Annotated in this window: 14 protein-coding genes; 10 read left to right on the top strand and 4 right to left on the bottom strand. The window is 64.1% G+C overall.

All coding sequences use genetic code 11. The features are described 5' to 3' along the window. Window positions 1-176: 176 nt before the first annotated feature. Window positions 177-2,045 (top strand): potassium transporter Kup, encoded by a 1,869-nt coding sequence (locus AC1DUR_RS11265; RefSeq protein ID WP_477716348.1) that lies wholly within the window; start codon window positions 177-179, stop codon window positions 2,043-2,045. A gap of 28 nt (window positions 2,046-2,073) precedes the next feature. Here AC1DUR_RS11265 and AC1DUR_RS11260 read toward each other — a convergent pair whose 3' ends face one another. Next, window positions 2,074-2,718: an NAD(P)-dependent oxidoreductase gene (locus AC1DUR_RS11260; protein WP_477721626.1), complete on the bottom strand. Its 645-nt coding sequence runs from the start codon at window positions 2,716-2,718 to the stop codon at window positions 2,074-2,076. A gap of 136 nt (window positions 2,719-2,854) precedes the next feature. Between AC1DUR_RS11260 and AC1DUR_RS11255 the strand changes: the two genes are divergently transcribed. Continuing rightward, window positions 2,855-3,778, top strand: a complete 924-nt coding sequence (locus tag AC1DUR_RS11255) for a LysR family transcriptional regulator (protein WP_477721625.1) — start codon at window positions 2,855-2,857, stop codon at window positions 3,776-3,778. A gap of 126 nt (window positions 3,779-3,904) precedes the next feature. Further along, complete coding sequence (locus tag AC1DUR_RS11250) at window positions 3,905-4,768, top strand: patatin-like phospholipase family protein (protein ID WP_477716345.1); 864 nt, start codon at window positions 3,905-3,907, stop codon at window positions 4,766-4,768. A 105-nt stretch (window positions 4,769-4,873) separates the two neighbouring features. Here AC1DUR_RS11250 and AC1DUR_RS11245 read toward each other — a convergent pair whose 3' ends face one another. Next, entirely contained in the window at window positions 4,874-5,791 is a 918-nt protein-coding gene (locus tag AC1DUR_RS11245; RefSeq protein WP_477716344.1) for an EamA family transporter, read from the bottom strand. A 48-nt stretch (window positions 5,792-5,839) separates the two neighbouring features. Then, the gene (locus AC1DUR_RS11240; RefSeq protein WP_477716343.1) at window positions 5,840-6,289 is read right to left on the bottom strand and encodes an acyl-CoA thioesterase; all 450 of its coding nucleotides are present in this window, start codon (window positions 6,287-6,289) and stop codon (window positions 5,840-5,842) included. A gap of 310 nt (window positions 6,290-6,599) precedes the next feature. Here AC1DUR_RS11240 and AC1DUR_RS11235 point away from each other — a divergent pair, with 310 nt between their 5' ends. From AC1DUR_RS11235 to AC1DUR_RS11215, 5 genes are all read left to right on the top strand, one after another. After that, on the top strand, window positions 6,600-7,628 hold the full coding sequence (locus AC1DUR_RS11235; RefSeq protein ID WP_477721624.1) for a TRAP transporter substrate-binding protein: 1,029 nt from the start codon (window positions 6,600-6,602) through the stop codon (window positions 7,626-7,628). Between the two features lie 5 nt (window positions 7,629-7,633). Then, the gene (locus tag AC1DUR_RS11230; RefSeq protein WP_477716731.1) at window positions 7,634-9,532 is read left to right on the top strand and encodes a TRAP transporter large permease; all 1,899 of its coding nucleotides are present in this window, start codon (window positions 7,634-7,636) and stop codon (window positions 9,530-9,532) included. A gap of 12 nt (window positions 9,533-9,544) precedes the next feature. Continuing rightward, window positions 9,545-10,597: a LacI family DNA-binding transcriptional regulator gene (locus tag AC1DUR_RS11225; RefSeq protein ID WP_477721623.1), complete on the top strand. Its 1,053-nt coding sequence runs from the start codon at window positions 9,545-9,547 to the stop codon at window positions 10,595-10,597. 85 nt (window positions 10,598-10,682) lie between these two features. Continuing rightward, window positions 10,683-11,690, top strand: coding sequence for an NAD(P)-dependent oxidoreductase (locus AC1DUR_RS11220; protein ID WP_477721622.1), 1,008 nt, complete (start codon window positions 10,683-10,685; stop codon window positions 11,688-11,690). 62 nt (window positions 11,691-11,752) lie between these two features. After that, the gene (locus tag AC1DUR_RS11215; protein WP_477721621.1) at window positions 11,753-12,625 is read left to right on the top strand and encodes an amidohydrolase family protein; all 873 of its coding nucleotides are present in this window, start codon (window positions 11,753-11,755) and stop codon (window positions 12,623-12,625) included. On the opposite strand, the gene uvrA is transcribed toward AC1DUR_RS11215, so the two are convergent. Further along, the gene (gene uvrA, locus AC1DUR_RS11210) at window positions 12,609-15,635 is read right to left on the bottom strand and encodes an excinuclease ABC subunit UvrA (protein ID WP_477721620.1); all 3,027 of its coding nucleotides are present in this window, start codon (window positions 15,633-15,635) and stop codon (window positions 12,609-12,611) included. The genes AC1DUR_RS11215 and uvrA overlap by 17 nt on opposite strands. Window positions 15,636-15,825: 190 nt before the next feature. Between uvrA and AC1DUR_RS11205 the strand changes: the two genes are divergently transcribed. Then, window positions 15,826-17,061 carry an MFS transporter gene (locus tag AC1DUR_RS11205; protein ID WP_477721642.1) on the top strand — a complete coding sequence of 412 codons (1,236 nt, stop codon included), beginning with the start codon at window positions 15,826-15,828 and terminating at the stop codon, window positions 17,059-17,061. A gap of 23 nt (window positions 17,062-17,084) precedes the next feature. Beyond that, window positions 17,085-17,576: a single-stranded DNA-binding protein gene (gene ssb / locus AC1DUR_RS11200; protein WP_477716338.1), complete on the top strand. Its 492-nt coding sequence runs from the start codon at window positions 17,085-17,087 to the stop codon at window positions 17,574-17,576. The last annotated feature ends 214 nt before the right edge of the window (window positions 17,577-17,790 follow it).

Below are 17,790 nucleotides of genomic sequence, written 5' to 3'. Positions count from 1 at the left end.
CCACTTTTCTGTTACAAGTTGTTGCATTGCAACAAAACCCGGATTTGTTGAATTTAGGGGTGTTCGCCGAGTCGCAAGCCCTTCGCCTGGGCGCAAAATAGCGTTCCCCTAGGTAACCCATTCCCGCAAGCTCGGACCGTGCCCCGCCGGTCAGTTGATAAAGACGGGAAGTTTTTGTGTCAAATTCAAAATCATCACTTGCGGCGCTCACATTGGGCGCCATTGGTGTCGTCTACGGCGACATCGGAACCTCGCCTCTATACGCGTTCAAGGAGGTCTTCGCCAGCGGTCATGTTCCTATCACGACGGCCAATGTGTTGGGCGTGCTCTCGCTGTTTTTCTGGACCCTCACGGTGGTGGTGTCCATCAAGTATGTGGCACTCATCATGCGGGCCGACAACGCAGGCGAGGGGGGCTTGATGGCCTTGCTGGCCCTGGCGTCCCAATCGGTCAAGGATCATCCCCGGCTACGGCAGACCCTGCTGATCCTGGGCGTATTTGGCGTGGCCCTGTTTTTTGGCGACGGGATCATCACGCCGGCGATTTCCGTGCTCTCGGCGGTGGAAGGGCTTGAAATCATTACGCCGGCCGCCAAGCCCTACGTCGTCCCTATTTCCCTGCTGGTGCTTTTTATGCTTTTCGCGGTGCAAAAACGCGGCACGGCGGATATTGGCAAGTTTTTTGGGCCGATCACGGTATTTTGGTTTCTGGCCATCGCAGCCACGGGCGTGGCGCAGATTATCCAGAACCCTAGTGTGCTGGTGGCTGTCGCACCGTGGTATGCCCTGCGCTTTGCGGTGGAGCACTATGAGATTGCCTTCATCACGCTCGGTGCCGTGTTTCTGTGCGTCACAGGCGCCGAAGCGCTTTACGCGGATATGGGGCACTTCGGGAAGCAGCCTATCCGGCTGGCCTGGTTTGCACTGGTCATGCCATCCCTGATGCTCAACTACTTTGGCCAGGGGGCGCTGGTCCTGCTGGACCCCAAAGCGGCGACCAATCCGTTTTACCTCATGACGCCGGACTGGGCGCTGATTCCCATGGTGGTCCTGGCGACAATGGCCACGGTGATTGCCTCGCAAGCCTTGATTTCAGGGGCATTCTCAGCCGCCAAGCAAACAGTTCAGATGGGATTCCTGCCGCGCCTGAGTATCCTGCACACCTCGATCCGTGATACCGGGCAAATCTACATCCCCGCCGTGAACTGGACTTTGTTGATCGGAGTGGTGATGGCCGTGCTGATGTTCGGGTCTTCCTCGGCGCTGGCGGCGGCGTATGGCATCTCGGTGAGTTTACTCATGGTGGCCACCACGGCACTCACTTTTTTTGTTATCCGTTTCGGTTGGGGCTACCCCTTGCCTTTGTGCATCGCCGCGACCGGCTTCTTCTTTGTGGTTGATGTCGCATTTTTTGCCTCCAATGCCCTGAAGATCGTCCAAGGCGGATGGTTCCCGCTGGCGATTGCCGTGGTGCTGTACCTGCTCATGACCACCTGGAAGGACGGCCGTCAGCTGCTGACCGAAAAGCTGCGCACCGACGCCATCGACCTGCCCAGTTTTCTGGATGCCGTGTTCGTCAGCCCACCCGCGCGGGTAGAAGGCACGGCGGTCTTCCTGACCGCCGAGGCTGGCACCGTGCCCAACGCGCTGATGCACAACCTCAAACACAACAAGGTGCTGCACGAGCAGAACCTGTTTGTGACGGTGCGCAACCACGAGGTGCCATGGATTGGCTTGAGCAAGCGGCTCGCCATTGAAGCGCTGGGCCACGACTGCTGGCAAGTCATTGTTCATTACGGTTTCAAGAACGATCTGGACCTCCCCAAAGCCTTGCAGCAAATGAAGGCCCGGGGCTGTGAGGTGGAGTCCATGAGGACCAGCTATTTCCTCTCGCGCGACACCGTGGTTCCGACGCTGGGCAGCGGTATGGCGCCCTGGCGCGAGAAACTGTTTGCGCAGATGCACCATAACGCCAGTGGGGCGGCGGACTTTTTGAACCTGCCCAATAACTCGGTGGTGGAACTGGGCAGCAAGATCGAGATTTGAGCCTTGCCCCTTCCGGGCAGGAAAACGCTCAGTTCGCCGCGGTAAAGCGGCGCTTCACATGCCGCGGCTGCTCGATCTCGTCCACGATGGCCACGGCCAGGTCGGGCACTGAAATACCGGCGGGCTTGTCGCCCTGGCCAGGCAGAAGATCGTCCGCGCCCAGCCGGTATTTTCCGGTGCGTGCGCCGGGCGCCAGGCCGATGGGGGGCGAGATAAAACTCCAGTCCAGCGTCGCCTCGGTCTTGATCCGGTTGAGCAGTTCGCGTGCTGCCAGCGCGCCCTGCTTGTATTCGGCCGGGAATTGCGGTGTGTCCACCAGCTGGAGGCCGGGCGCCACATACAGGCTGCCCGCGCCTCCGACGACCAGCAGGCGCTTGACGCCAGCCTGTTTCACGCCTTCCACAATGGCCTGGCTGCCTTGCAGGAACAGATCGTAAATTTTCGGCTCGCTCCAGCCGGGGTTGTAGGCGCTGATCACCGCGTCGTGACCGGCCACGGCTCGGGCGACCTGGGCGGCGTCCAGCACATCGGCGGCCACCACGCTCAAGCCGGTTTGTGGGCTCAGTTTGGATGGCGTGCGGGCCAGCACGGTGACCTGGTGACCACGGTTGAGCAGTTCCGGAAGGATGGCCGAGCCGACAAAACCGGTGGCGCCAATCAGTGCGATGTGCATCAAAAACTCCTGAAGATTGAAAAGAAAGTAGAAGAGCTGCTAGTTTGATTACTTCACAACTTTCTGAATAGATGGCTTAATTGACTAATACCGTGAAGTACAGCTAACTAATAACCACCTAAAAACCGCCTGAACCGTGGATCAACTCAAACGCATGGCCATCTTTGCCGAAGTCGTTGCCGCAGGCTCTTTAACGGCGGCGGCGCGTCAATTGGGCATGACGCCCTCGGCGGTGAGCCAGCATTTGCGCCAGCTGGAACAGGCGCTGGGGCTGGCGCTGCTGCACCGCTCCACCCGGCGGCTCACCCTGACCGAAGCCGGAGAGCGCTACCACGCGGGTTGCGCCGCCATGGTGGCTGCCGCCCGCTCGGCCGAGCAGGCGCTGGCGCGCCTGCGCGATGAGCCCGAAGGCGAATTGCGGCTGGCCGCGCCCATCGGCTTTGGCGGCTTGCTGGCTACGGCGCTCGCGCCCCTGCGCGGCCATCCCAAACTGTCGCTGTGCCTGCTGCTTGATGACGCCGTGATCGACCTGATTGCCGCGCGGGTGGATATCGCCCTGCGGGTGGGGGCTATGCCCGATTCGACGCTGGTGGCGCGCAAGCTCGGCAGCATGACGCGGCAGCTGTGCGCGTCGCCGGCCTACCTGGCTGAACGCGGCTGGCCTGCGCAAGCGCAGGATCTGCTGTCGCACGACTGGCTGGGCGGCAAGCCCGGCGCGGCCGGTGGCGAGCTGCTGGAGCTGCAGGGCCCCGGGGGCGAACGCCAGACAGTGCGCATGGAAGGGCGGGTGCAGGCCACGCAGGTGACGGCCTTGCACGCGCTGTGTGTGGCGGGCTGGGGCATCAGCATCGTGGTCAGCGATGACGACCGGCGAGCACTCGCCGACGGCCGCCTGCTGCCGGTGCTGCCCGGCTGGAAGCTGTCTGATCTGCCGGTGTATGCCGTGACGCCGCGGCGCGGCGAGCAGCCCGCCAAGGTGCGCCATGCGCTGGACCTGCTGGCCGCCTACTTTGGCAGCGCAGACGGTGCCGGTGCGCCGCGGGCCGCCGGCGCAGTCTGATCCATCCCCCCGGTGCCGTGTTTTCAGGCGGCTTCCCGGTGCTTGCGCGATGCAGACGCGGCAGTAAGATGAGTCATCTGCCGCACGCGGGGACAGCAGCGCTGGATCGGCAGCACGGAGGCGCAGATGGAACCCAAAGCCAATGGCAAGACCGCCTTTGTATTTGCCGGCGGCGGTAGTTTCGGCGCGATTCAGGTCGGCATGCTGCATGCGCTGGTCGCCCACGGCGTGCAGGCCGATTTCGTGGTGGGCGCTTCGGTTGGCGCGATCAATTGCGCGTATTTTGCGGGCAATCCGACGCTGGTCGGCGTCAGGCAGCTGGCGCAACTCTGGTGCGAACTCAAGCGCAGCACGGTCTTCCCGATGACTTTCAGCCGCATCGCCGGCCTGTTTTCACGTTCGCCCTCGCTGGTCGATTCCAGCGGGCTGCGCGCGTTGATCGAACGCCATTTGCCCTACAGCCTGCTGGAACAGGCGGCGCTGCCACTCCATGTGGTCGCCACCGAGCAGTTGCACGGCAACTCGGTCTGCCTGTCGTCCGGCCCAAGCGTAGATGCGATCCTGGCCAGTTGTGCGATCCCTGCGATCTTTCCACCGGTGCTGGTTGGCAGTGAGTATCTGATCGACGGCGCGATTGCCAGCAACACGCCGGTCATGACGGCGGTCACGCTGGGTGCGACCCGGCTGATCGTGCTGCCCACCGGTTATGCCTGCGCATTGAGCGCGCCGCCAACCAGCGCCATCGCCAGTGCGCTGCATGCGCTGAACATGTTGATTGCGCATCAGCTGGTGCAGGACCTGGAGTTGCTGGCCGATCGTTTCGAGGTGCTGACGGTGCCGCCACTGTGCCCGCTGGCGGTATCGGCCTACGACTTTTCTCGCGCCCGTGAGTTGATTGATCGGGCTGAGCAAAATACCCGGCGCTGGCTCGAGAGTGGTGGGCTGCGCCGGCAGCGCATTCCCAGCGCGCTGCGACCGCATGTGGATTGAGAGCGGTCTGGTCTATAAAAAAAGACAGACAGAAAAAGAAAGAAGACCGACGGGAGACGGGAGGCGGCAGGCGGATCGAAGCGCCTGGGCAGGACGTACCGTGCGTCAGCGGCGCTTGACCAGCCCGCCCAGCATCACGCACGCCAGCGCCGCAACCACCAATGCAATACCGGCCCACTGCCAGGGCGTGATGCTTTCGCCCAGCACCAGCATGCCGGTGGTCAGGCCCACGATGGGCACGCCCAGGCTGAAGGGCGCCACGCGATTGGCCGGGTGGCGCTTGAGCAGGCCGGTCCACAGGCTGTAACCCACAATGGTCGCGACCCATCCCAGATAGGCCACGGCCAGCCAGCTGGAGCCGCGCGCCTCCAGCCATTGCCAGCGGGTGGCTTGCGGGTCAAACACCCACGAAAGCGCAACGAAGGGCAGCACCGCGACGGAGCTGCTCCACACGACGAAGGCCGTGGGCGAGTAATCCCCCGCGACCTGCTGCACGCGCCGCGCCACAATGTTGGACATGGCCCACATGGCCGCCGCGCAGAGCGTGAGCACAAAGCCCGGCAACGTGGTGGCGCTGTTGCCGCTGTTGGCGGCATCCGGGTTCGCATAGTTGAGCGCAAAGCAGGACAGTCCCAGCGCGGCGAGCACCATACCTGCCTGCAGCGGCCTGCCGGCGCGCTCATGCAGCAGTGCAAAGCCGAACAGCGCGGTAAAGAAAACCTGGGTCTGCAACAGCACCGAGGCCAGGGCCGCGGTCATGCCGACCTTGAGCGCGACGAACAAAATACCGAACTGGCCCACGCCCTGAAAAGCGCCATACAGCACCACCCATTTCCAGGGAATGCGCGGCGGCCGGATGAACAGCACCAGCGGCAGCACGGCAAACACATAGCGGGCAGCGCCCAGCTGCAAGGGCGTGAAGTCGCGCAGGGCGAATTTCATCATGACGAAATTGATGCCCCACAGCATGACCACCGTGCAAGCGGCTGCCAGGTCGCGGCCCGTCAGGGCATTGCTTCGCATCAGGCAACCAGCCTGCCGCGGCTACGGGCGGCAGACCGGTCAGGCCGGTCAGACACTGGGATGCATGGCACGGGCGGCATCGAGGTGGGCCTTGACGCGCTGGGCCAGTGCGATGTCGCCCGGTGTCTCGGGTCGCCAAGGCTGTACAGGGATGGTCTGTCCGTCGGGCTCCACCGCCACAAACACCACCAGGCATTCGGTGATGACGTCCATCTGGCCGGTCTTCATGTCACCGGCGCGCACCTCGACCGAGATGTTCATGCTGGTCCTGCCGGTATAGGCGAGGCGGGCCTGCACTTCCACGAGGTCGCCGATCATGATGGGGCGCTGAAAGCGGATGCTGCCGACCGACACGGTGACGCAATACCGTTTGGCCCAGCTGGTGGCGCAGGCATAACCCGCCTCGTCTATCCATTTCATGACGGTGCCGCCATGCACTTTGCCGCCAAAGTTGACGGTGCTGGGCTCGGCCAGAAAGCGCAGGGTGATGGATGACATGGCGAATTTCCTCTGATTTCCTGTGAAGGCCTGATTATCGCCAGTCCTCCGGGTCTTCCGGGTGGCGGGGTACCAGGACGGGGGCTGGCGGGTTCCCGGCAGATTTCGGCCGGAAACCGCGCGAACGGGTGCAAAAAAGGACCGAAAACCCGTGTTTACGAAGGAAAACACCTAGCGAAACGGGCTTGACTGGCGAGTTGGTGTAACGATACAGTAAATCGTTCTACTAAGACCTTCAAGAACCCCAAGAATCCCCGCCAGTGCCAGCAATTCCAGTGCATCCCACAACGCCCCGTCACAGGAGACAACCATGAAGTCACTTTCCCGCCGCCACTTTGTCCAGTCCACTGCCGCCGCTTCAGTGGCCCTTGCCGCAGGCCTGCCCAGCCTGGCGCGGGCGCAAGCGCCCATTTCGCTGCGCTTTTCGTCCTCGCTGGTCGCCGACCAGAATTCGGCCCATTACGTCTGGTACCAGCGCCTGGACGCCAACCTGAAGGCTGTGGTCGGCGACAGGATCAAGATCGACTACTTTCCCAACAACCAGCTCGGCAAGGAAAGCGATGTGGTGCAGCAGGTCAAGGTCGGCTCCATCGACATGATGGTCACCGGCTCGTCGATCTGGGCCACGGCCGCGCCGCAGTTCGGCATGCTGGACCTGGGCTACCTGTTTGACAGCTACGCCCATGCGGCCAGGGCGCTGGACGGGGGCGTGGGCGCCAAACTCAATGACATTCTGCAAAAGAGCACGGGTTGCCAGGTCATCACCTGGGCCTCGCACTTCGGGGCGCGCAGTGTGTACACCAAGCAGTCCGTCAAGTCGCTCGCCGAGGTGAAAAACATCAAGCTGCGCGTGCTGCCCACCCCGGCGTTCATTGAAACCTTCAAGATCATGGGGGCCATCCCGACGCCTATCCCGTTCGGTGAGCTCTACATGGCCGCGCAGACCGGTGTGGTGGACGGCTTTGAGCATGACGCCGCCACGGTGCTGGCCAGCAAGCTCAACGAAGTAGCCAAAAACTGCTGGCTGACCGAGCACCTCTTCAGCCCGCTGGTGGTGGTGATGGGCAAGCGCGGCATGGACAAAATCCCTGCCGAGCTGCGTCCTGCCTTCCTGAAGGCTGCAGCGGAGGCCACCGCCCAGCAACGCGCCATTGCCACTGACAAGGGCGCCCAGGCGATCGAGGCCCTGACCAAGCTGGGCATGGTCTTCAACCCGATGGCGAAAACCGAGCGCGATGCCGTGCGCAAGGAAATGGAAACCCGCTTGTGGGCCGCCTTTGCCAAGGAGCATCCGGCCACCGCGCCGCTGTTTGGCGCGATTTCCGCGGCGAGGGTGTGAACACCATGAGCGCCCAGTTGTCGCCGGCCCTGCCGCCGCTTTCCCTGCCTTCTGCCACCGGCTTCAGTGTGGCCCGCGCCCCCGGGCGCTGGCTGGCCGCCCTGATGCGCTGGACCGAGTACCTCGCCGGTGCCGTGCTGGCCCTGGACGTGCTGGTGGTGTTCGCCTCGGTGGTCTTCCGCTACTTTCTGCATGACCCCTTTGACTGGGCCGAAGAAGTCGCCCGCGCGCTGATGGTGGTGCTGGTGTTCATTGGCGCGGCCACGGTGCTGGCGCGCAGCCAGCATGTCGGCATTGACCTGTTTCGGGGCTTGTTCCCTGATGCCTGGCAGCCCGCGTTGCTGCAGTCTGGCAGCTGGATCATTGTGGGGGTGTCGTTCAGCCTGTTCCTGTCGTCGTGCGCGCTGCTGGTGGACTCCTATGGCATGACCACCTCCATCGGCTTTCCGCAGTGGATCTACATCTATCCGGTGGTGATTGGCAGCCTGTTCATGACCATGTTCGGCGCGGCCAACGCGCTGAGCGGCCCGCGCCGCACGGTCTGGCTCACGCTGGCGGTGGGCGTGGGGCTGGTGGCGGCCGTCACGCTGTGGAACACGCTGCTGCCGGCGCAGGCCGTCAAGCCCTGGGTGCTGCTGACCCTTGGCTTCACCGGCGGCTTGGTGCTGGGTGTGCCAATCGCCTTTGTGCTGGCCCTCTCGTCGCTGCTCTTCTTCATGGCCGATCCGTCGCTGCCCATGCTGGTGTACTCGCAGCAGGTCATGGCGGGCATGGACCACTTCGTGCTGCTGGCCATTCCCTTCTTTGTGCTGGCCGGTTTGCTGATGGAGTCCAACGGCATGTCGTCGCGGCTGATTGAGCTGCTGCTGCGCATGTTCGGCCGCGTGCGCGGCGGGCTGGGCCTCATCACCATCACGGCTACCGCATTCTTCTCGGGCGTCTCCGGCTCCAAGCTGGCGGACATCGCCGCAGTGGGCGGCATCATCATGCCGGCCGTGCGCAAGACCAAACAGGACCCGAACGAAACGGCCGGCCTGCTGGCCTGCACCGCCGTGATGGCCGAAACCATTCCGCCTTGCATCAACATGATCATCATGGGCTTTGTCGCCAACATCTCGATTGCCGGCCTGTTCATGGCCGGACTGGTGCCTGCGGCGGTGCTGGCGCTGTCGCTGGCGGCTGTGACGATTTATGTCGGCACCAAAATCAACCCCGATGAAGCCTTTGACACGAAAACACCCATGCTCCGCCTGCTGGGCGGCGCACTGGTGGCGCTGCTGATGGTGGCCATGATCGGCAAGGGTGTGACCTCGGGCGTGGCCACCTCCACCGAGGTGTCGGCCTTTGCCGTGATGTATGCCCTGGTGGTGGGTGCGCTGGCGTTTCGCGAGCTCACGCTGCGTTCGGTGGCACAGCTGTTCGTGCGTTCGGCCTCCATGGCGGGCGGTATTTTGTTCATCGTGGCGGCGGCCTCCAGCGTGTCGTTTGCGCTGACCATCCAGCAGATTCCGCAGTACCTGTCCGAGTTCATGATCGGCTTCGCCCACCAGTACGGCAGCACCATGTTCGTGCTGTTGTCGGTGCTCATCGTCATCATCTTCGGGGCCGTGCTCGAGGGCGCGCCGGCGCTGATCATCTTCGGGCCGCTGCTGACACCCATCGCCGCCCAGCTGGGCGTGCACCCGCTGCATTTCGGCACCGTGCTGGTCATTGCGATGGGCCTGGGGCTGTTTGCGCCGCCGATCGGCCTGGGCCTGTTTGCCACCTGCGCCATCACCGGCACCGAGGTCAAGAATGTGGCCCGGCCCATGATGAAGTATCTTGTGGTGTTGTTTGTGACGCTGATGGTGCTGGTTCTGGTGCCGGCGTTCTCCCTGTGGCTGCCCACCCGCATGGGTTTATAGGAAAGAAACCGCGTGAGCAAGATTCAGGATGTGGCCAGCCGCGCTGGCGTGTCGACCAGCACGGTGTCCAACGTGCTCAATGGCCGGAGCAACCGCATGGCCAAAGAGACGCTGGCGCGCGTGGAGGCGGCGATTGCCGAGCTCCGGTACCGGCCCAACACCACGGCGCGCCAGCTCAAGACCGGCCATACGCCCATGCTCGGCCTGCTGGTGCCGTCGATTGCCAACCCGATGTACGGCTTCATTGCCCGCGAGATCGAAACCCAGGCGCAGGAGCGCTACGGCTTTCGCATCATGATCGGCAACACCTACCGCGACAAAGACAAGGAGGCGCGCTTCTTTGACGACCTGATGGCGCATGGCGTGCGCGGCGTGATCATCATCTCCTCGCTGGTCGACGAACAGCATTTCGAATCCGCCGGCGAGCGCGGCCTGGTGGTGGTCAGTTACGACCGCCGTGCCACGCCCGGCGTCGAGTCGGGCATTGACCACGTGTCGGTTGACAACTTTGAGGCGGCCCGCATTGCCACCCAGCACCTGATTGCGCAGGGCCACACGCGCCTGGCCTTTGTGACGGCCGCCGGCCTGACCATGAGCCGGCGCGAGAAGATCAGCGGCTTCATGGCGGCCGCAAGCGCTGCGGGCCTGGCCGCCGGCGCACAGGTGATCGAGGGCACGCCGCTCAATGAATATGGCGACTCGATGATGAGCGAGCTGGGCCGCATGGAGGCGGCAAAGCTCGCTGAACGCCACGAAGCCGGGCGGCCCACCGGCGTCGTGGCGGTCAACGACATGATGGCGCTGGGCCTGATGGCCGGTTTTCGCGAGGCGGGGCTGTCCGTGCCGGCCGACGTGTCAGTCGTGGGCATGGACGATGTGTTTTTGTCGGCGCTGATGCATCCGGCCCTGACCACGGTGCGCCTGCCGGTGTCCGAGATGGCCCGCACCATTGTCGAGCGCGTGATGAGCCGGCTGGCCGACCCCAGCCTGCCGACCGGCGAGTTCATCTTCCAGCCCAGCCTGGTGGTCAGGGGTTCCGTGGCTGCCCGTGCTCCTGAACGCTGAAGCCCTTTTGAGCACTGAATTTTCAGTGAGCTTTGATTTTTGATTTTTGGCATTTTGAGTTTTGAACAATTGAACAAGGTATGGAATGACAACGGTTTTTGTAAGCCACCCCCGAACCAGCCTGGCCCACTATTTCGGCACCCGCGCCACCGCCGCGCTGCAGGCGCTGGCCGATGTGCGCTTCAATCCCGGCGATACCGATCTGTCGTCGCAGGAACTGGCGACGCTGGCGCAGGACTGCGATGTGATCATTTCCTACCGGCAGACGCAGGGCGATGAAGCGCTGTTTGCAGCGCTGCCGCAACTCAAGGCCTTTGTCCGCTGCGCCATCGACATCCGCAATATCGATGTCCCTGCCGCCAGCCGGTACGGTGTCCTGGTGACACAGGCCAGCGCCGGTTTTATTGCCTCGGTGTCCGAGTGGATCATCGGCGTGATGATTGACCTGAGCCGGCATATCAGCGCATCGGCCGCGCTCTACCATGCGGGCCGTCCGGTCGCACCCCTGATGGGGCGCGAGTTGCGCGGCGCCACCCTGGGCGTGATCGGCTATGGCCAGATCAGCCGCTACCTGTGCGATGTGGCGCTGGCCCTCGGCATGCGCGTCGTGGTGCATGACCCTTACACGCGCACCGGCCGCCAGGAACTGGTGCAAACAGGACTCGCCCCGCTGCTGGAGGAAGCCGACTATGTGGTCTGCCTGGCCGCTGCGACCGAGGCCACCGAAAACATGATGAACGCCCAGTCGTTCGCCTTGATGAAGCCCGGCGCGTTTTTCATCAACGCCTCGCGCGGCAACCTGGTCGATGAATCGGCGCTGCTGGCCGCGCTGGACGCCGGCACGATTGCCGGCTGCGCCGTCGACGTGGGCCGCGCGCCTGACCAGATGCCCTCGCCCCGGGTGGCGGCGCATCCGCGCGTGATCGCCACGCCGCACATCGGCGGCCTGACCCCGCCGGCGGTCGAACACCAGGCCCTGGAAACCGTCGCGCAGGTCGCCGACATCCTGCAGGGACGGGTACCGCAGGGCGCCGTGAACGCCCAGCAGGCGCACCGCTGGCATCTGGCGTTCGGCACGCAGCAGCCGGCTTGAGGCCGGGCGCTCGCGGCCGGCCAGACCTTTTTCGACCTCAACGGAAATTCCGGAGGACTCTTATGCAAACCACCCACAACACGACTTACGACGGCGCGTGCGACTGCCATGTGCACATTTACGAAGACAAGTACCCGCTGATCCCGAATGTGGCGGTGATTCCGCCGCACTCGCCCGTGTCGGCCTACCGCGAGGTGCAGCAGGCGTTGGGCCTTGCGCGCGCCGTCATCGTGCAGCCGACGGGTTACGGCTGGGACAACAGCTGCACCCTGGACGCGCTGGCCCAGCTCGGTGACGCCGCCCGCGGCATTGCGCTGGTCGCACCGGATGCGCCCGACGCCGACATCGAGCGCTTGCATGACGGCGGCATGCGCGGCGTGCGGTACATGATGCTGGGCGGCATGCTGCCCTGGGATTCGCTGGAGCCGATGGCGGCGCGGCTGAAGCACTTTGGCTGGATGATCAACCTGCAGCTCGATGGCCGCCATCTGCCGGACCATGAAGAAGTGCTGAAACGCCTGCCCTGCCAGCTGGTGATTGACCACAACGGCAAATTCCTGGAGCCGGTCAGCCCGGACCATGCCTCCTTCCAGTCGCTGCTGCGCATACTGGATACCGGCCGCGCATGGGTCAAGCTGTCGGCGCCCTACGAAACCTCCAAAACCGGCGCGCCCGGCTATGACGATGTCAGCCTGCTGGCGCGCACGCTGGCCGAGAAGTTTCCCGAGCGCTGCCTATGGGCCAGCAACTGGCCGCATCCGGGGCGCAACCCCGCGCCCTCAAACGTGGCGATGTACGACCTGCTGTTTTCCTGGGCCGCCAGCGATGCGGTGCGCCGGAAAATCCTGGTGGACAACCCGGCGCAGCTGTACGGCTTTCAGGCGTCCGCCGTGCGCCGTCGCCCGGACCCCGAGGCCGTCAGAGCAGGCGCTTGAGGTAGCGTCCGGTGTGGCTCTCGGGGTTGACCGCAATGGCTTCGGGCGTGCCCACGCCCACCACCGTGCCGCCGCCCGCGCCGCCTTCCGGCCCCATGTCGATCAGCCAGTCGGCGGTCTTGATGACATCGAGGTTGTGCTCGATCACCACGATCGTGTTGCCCGCGTCGCGTAGCTGGTGCAGCACCTTGAGCAGCAAATCGATATCGGCAAAGTGCAGGCCGGTGGTCGGCTCGTCGAGGATGTAAAGCGTGCGGCCGGTGTCGCGTTTGCTCAGTTCCAGCGCGAGCTTGACGCGCTGCGCCTCGCCGCCTGACAGCGTGGTCGCGGCCTGGCCGAGCTTGATGTACGAGAGGCCCACATCGAGCAGCGTGTGCAGCTTGCGCGCAATCGTGGGGACGGCCTTGAAAAATTCGGCGGCCGCCTCGACCGTCAGGTCCAGGATCTGCGCGATGTTTTTGCCCTTGTATTGCACTTCCAGCGTTTCGCGGTTGTAGCGCATGCCTTTGCAGACGTCGCAGGGCACATAGACATCCGGCAGAAAGTGCATCTCGACCTTCACCACGCCGTCGCCCTGGCAGGCTTCGCAGCGACCGCCGGCGACGTTAAAGCTGAAGCGCCCGGCGCCATAGCCGCGTTCGCGCGCCGTGTTCATTTCGGCCATCAGCTCGCGGATGGGCGTGAACAGGCCGGTGTAGGTGGCCGGATTGCTGCGCGGCGTGCGGCCAATCGGTGACTGGTCGACGTTGATGACCTTGTCGAAATGCTCGATGCCCTCAATGGCGTCGTGGGCCGCCGGCTCTTCATGCGCGCGGTACAGCGTGCGCGCCACGGCTGCGTACAGCGTGTCGTTGACCAGCGTGGACTTGCCAGAACCCGAGACGCCGGTGACGCAAGTGAGCAGGCCCACCGGAAACTCGACGCTCACGCCTTTCAGGTTGTGGCCCGTGGCGTTGATCACGCGCAGGGCCTGCATGTCGCCCAGCGTGGCCTGGTGCATGGCTTCGCGTGCGGCGCGGCGCTCTGCGGCGGGGCTTTGCGGAAAGCGCGAGACCTTTTTTTTCTCGGCGGCTTCGACGGCCTTCACGGTGGGCAGCCAGGGTGTGCGGCGCGTGGGCACGGCAATCTTCAGGATCTGGGCCAGGTATTGGCCGGTCAGCGAGTCCGGGTGGGCCTTGACCTCTTCAAACGTGCCCTGCGCCATCACGCGCCCGCCGTGGATGCCGGCGCCCGGCCCCATGTCGATCACATGGTCGGCCGCGCGGATCATGTCTTCGTCATGCTCGACCACCAGCACGCTGTTGCCGATGTCACGCAGGTGCTTGAGCGTGCCGATCAGGCGGTCGTTGTCGCGCTGGTGCAGGCCGATGCTGGGTTCGTCGAGCACATACATCACGCCGGTCAGTCCCGAGCCGATCTGCGAGGCCAGCCGGATGCGCTGCGATTCACCGCCCGACAGGGTTTCGGCGCTGCGGTCCAGGCTCAGGTAATTCAGTCCCACGTCGTTGAGGAATTTCAGGCGCAGGCCGATCTCGCGCACCACCTTGGCGGCAATTTCGGCCTTGGCGCCCTGCATCTTCAGCAGGTTGAAGTAGTCAAAACTTTCGCGCAGGGTGGTCTGGCTGATTTCGTAGATGGCTTTGCGGTTGCCGCGTGCCGAGGCATCGGCGCCCTCGTCCGGCGCGCCGACCAGGTAGACGTGGCGGGCTTCGGTGCGCAGGCGCGTACCCTCGCAGTCGGGGCAAGGCTGCACCCCGCGGTAGCGCGACAGTTCTTCGCGCACAGCGGCAGAGTCGGTCTCGCGGTAGCGGCGTTCAAAGTTGGTGATCACGCCTTCGAACGGATGCTTCTTGCTGACTTTCTTGCCTGCGGAATTGCCCGAGTCCATCACGTAGCTGAACTTGATCTCTTCTTCTCCGGAGCCGCGCAGCACCACCTGCTGAACGTTGGCGGGCAGGTCTTCAAAGGCCGTGTCAATGTCAAACTGGTAATGCCGGGCCAGGCTCTCCAGCATGGAGAAGTAATAGCCGTTGCGCCGGTCCCAGCCCTTGACGGCGCCGCTGGCCAGGCTCAGGGAGGGAAAGGCCACCACGCGGGCCGGGTCGAAAAACTCCCGGTGACCGAGGCCGTCGCAATTCGGGCAGGCCCCCACGGGCGAGTTGAAGGAGAACAGCCGCGGCTCCATCTCGCTGAGCGAGTAGCTGCAAGCCGGGCAGGAGAATTTGGCGCTGAACAGGTGTTCCTTCTCCGTGTCCATTTCGAGTGCAATCGCCTTGCCGTCGGCCAGGCGCAGCGCCGCTTCAAAGCTTTCGGCCAGCCGCTGCTGCATGTCGCTGCGCACCTTGACGCGGTCAATCACCACATCGATGTTGTGCTTCTCGGCCTTCTTGAGTTTGGGTAGGTCGTCAAATTCATAGGCCGTGCCGTCGACGCGAAAGCGCACATAGCCCTGGGCCTGCATGTCGGCAAACACCTCGACAAACTCGCCCTTGCGTTCACGCGCCACGGGCGCCAGGATCATCAGCCGGGTGTCTTCGGGCAGGGCCAGCACGGCGTCAACCATTTCGCTGACGCTTTGCGCCTGCAGCGGCAGGTCGTGCTCGGGGCAATAGGGCGTGCCGGCGCGCGCAAACAGCAGGCGCAGGTAGTCGTGGATTTCCGTCACCGTGCCCACGGTCGAGCGCGGGTTGTGCGAGGTGGCTTTCTGCTCGATGGAAATCGCCGGCGACAGGCCCTCGATCATGTCCACATCGGGCTTGTCCATGAGCTGCAAAAACTGCCGCGCGTAGGTGGACAGGCTTTCCACATAACGGCGCTGGCCCTCGGCATACAGGGTGTCAAAGGCGAGCGAGGACTTGCCCGACCCGCTCAGCCCGGTGATCACCACCAGCTGGTTGCGCGGAATATCGAGGTCGATGTTCTTGAGGTTGTGCGTGCGCGCCCCGCGAATGCTGATGCGCTGGGCGGCGAGCACGCTGGCAAGGTATTTGCTATCGTCAGGAGAATTCACAAGGGTGGGCCGCAAAACTCTCCATCATAGACCGAAGAGCCGTTTCGAGCACAATAGACGGCTTCGCACCGCGCTGCGGAGCCCGTTTCGCGGGCTTTGACCGGTTGATTAGCCCTTTTTCTCTTCCTTTCGTCCTTTTCCGTCCTTTTTTAGCCCTTTTGCCGTGTCTTCTGTCTCTTTGTCGATCCCGATGACCGCTACCGAGCGACGCGCCAGCGCATCGCTGGCCTCGATTTTCGCCCTGCGCATGCTGGGCCTCTTTCTGGTGCTGCCGGTGTTTGCCCTGGAAGCTGCCAGATATCCCGGCGGCGATGACCCTGCGCGCGTCGGGATGGCCATGGGCATTTACGGCCTGACTCAGGGCGTGCTGCAAATTCCGTTTGGCATCGCGTCCGACTGGTGGGGCCGCAAGCGGGTGATCATTGCCGGGCTGCTGCTATTTGCCCTGGGCAGCTTTGTGGCCGCCTGGGCGCCAGACCTGAACTGGCTGATTGCCGGCCGCTCGCTGCAGGGCGCAGGGGCGATTTCGGCCGCGGTCACGGCCTTGCTGGCGGATGCCACCCGTGACGAAGTGCGCACCAAGGCCATGGCGCTGGTCGGCGCCAGCATTGCCCTGATGTTTGCCCTGTCGCTGGTGATCGCGCCGTTGCTGGCAGATTACATCGGGCTGCACGGCCTGTTTGCCCTGACGGGCGCGCTGGCGCTGGGCGGCATTGCCGTCGTCCTGTGGTGGGTGCCGCCCGAGCCGGTGGACCACGTCAACCGGCCGCGCGGCAGCGTGGAGGAGGTGTTGAAAGACACCGCGCTGCTGCGGCTGGATTTCGGGGTGTTCGTCCTGCATGCGGTGCAACTGGCCATGTGGGTGGCCATTCCTGCGCTGCTGGTTGCCGCCGGACTGGACAAAAGCCAGCACTGGCAGGTCTATTTGCCGGCTGTGCTGGCTTCGTTCGGCGTGATGGGCATGACGCTCTTTCCGCTGGAAAGGCGGGGCTATCTGCGTGCGGTGTTTCTGGGGGCCGTGGGACTGATTTTTGTGGTGCAGCTGGGGCTGCTCTGGGCGGCGTCCCACACCGCGCCGGAGGCGCACAGCCTCAGCTGGCTCGCCCTGCTGCTGTTCCTGTTTTTTTGCGGCTTCAACGTGCTGGAAGCCAGCCAGCCCAGCATGGCCTCACGCGTGGCGCCAGCGCATGCGCGCGGTGCGGCGCTGGGCGTCTACAACACGCTGCAGTCTCTGGGCTTTTTTGCCGGCGGCGCGGTGGGCGGCTGGGTGACCAAGACACACGGGGCCCAGGGGCTTTTCCTGCTGTGCGGCGGCCTGATGCTGCTGTGGCTGCTGGTCGCCTGGCCGATGCAGGCGCCGGGGCGCCGTGCCGCGGCGGTTTCAGGCAGCGCTGGCCCGCTGGCGGGCCAGCCAGTTAAACTCTGACAGATAGATCAGGAGAACACGTCATGGCATCCGTCAACAAAGTCATCATCGTCGGCAATCTGGGGCGCGACCCCGAAATGCGCAGCTTTCCCAGCGGCGACCAGGTGGCCAACGTCACCATCGCCACCACCGACAAGTGGAAGGACAAGCAGTCCGGTGAAATGAAAGAGGCCACCGAATGGCACCGCGTGGTGTTCAACGGCCGTCTCGCCGAAATTGTCGGCCAGTACCTGCGCAAGGGCTCGCAGGTTTACGTCGAGGGTTCACTGCGCACGCGCAAATGGACCGACAAGGACGGCCAGGAAAAGTACACCACCGAAATCCGTGCCGACCAGATGCAAATGCTGGGCAGCCGCCAGGGCATGGGCGGCCCCGGGGGGGACGATGGCGGCGGCTATGAGGCACCACCGGCCCGCCCCGCAGCCCGGGCACCCGCTGCAGCGCCGCGGCAGGCTCCCGCGCCGACCAAGGCGGCCAGCGGCTTCGACGATATGGATGACGACATTCCGTTTTGATGCATCAGCACCGGCCTTGAGAATCCTCTAAAAGCCCGCTTTGGCGGGCTTTTTTGATACTGGGGCGCTATTGAATAAATAGCTGAACCCGGCTATTTTGCGAGCCTGACAGGCTGAGCGGGTCAGGGCCGGCCACGCAGCGGGGTAATGCGGGATGCGGGCCTGGGCATGGATGGCGCGTTTCCTTACAAGCGCGGCGCGCCGCCGGGATTGT

The sequence above is a fragment of the Polaromonas sp. P4_F4 genome (assembly GCF_056401355.1).
Note: the sequence above shows the minus strand (reverse complement) of the source record. Positions and strands in the feature narration are given on the sequence as shown.

Coding starts and splice junctions, on each gene's coding strand:
- AC1DUR_RS11260 (WP_477721626.1), bottom strand. CDS start 2,718: ATGCACATCGCACTGATTGGCGCCACCGGTTTTGTCGGCTCGGCCATC.
- AC1DUR_RS11250 (WP_477716345.1), top strand. CDS start 3,905: ATGGAACCCAAAGCCAATGGCAAGACCGCCTTTGTATTTGCCGGCGGC.
- AC1DUR_RS11245 (WP_477716344.1), bottom strand. CDS start 5,791: ATGCGAAGCAATGCCCTGACGGGCCGCGACCTGGCAGCCGCTTGCACG.
- AC1DUR_RS11240 (WP_477716343.1), bottom strand. CDS start 6,289: ATGTCATCCATCACCCTGCGCTTTCTGGCCGAGCCCAGCACCGTCAAC.
- AC1DUR_RS11235 (WP_477721624.1), top strand. CDS start 6,600: ATGAAGTCACTTTCCCGCCGCCACTTTGTCCAGTCCACTGCCGCCGCT.
- AC1DUR_RS11230 (WP_477716731.1), top strand. CDS start 7,634: ATGAGCGCCCAGTTGTCGCCGGCCCTGCCGCCGCTTTCCCTGCCTTCT.
- AC1DUR_RS11220 (WP_477721622.1), top strand. CDS start 10,683: ATGACAACGGTTTTTGTAAGCCACCCCCGAACCAGCCTGGCCCACTAT.
- AC1DUR_RS11215 (WP_477721621.1), top strand. CDS start 11,753: ATGCAAACCACCCACAACACGACTTACGACGGCGCGTGCGACTGCCAT.
- AC1DUR_RS11205 (WP_477721642.1), top strand. CDS start 15,826: ATGACCGCTACCGAGCGACGCGCCAGCGCATCGCTGGCCTCGATTTTC.
- ssb (WP_477716338.1), top strand. CDS start 17,085: ATGGCATCCGTCAACAAAGTCATCATCGTCGGCAATCTGGGGCGCGAC.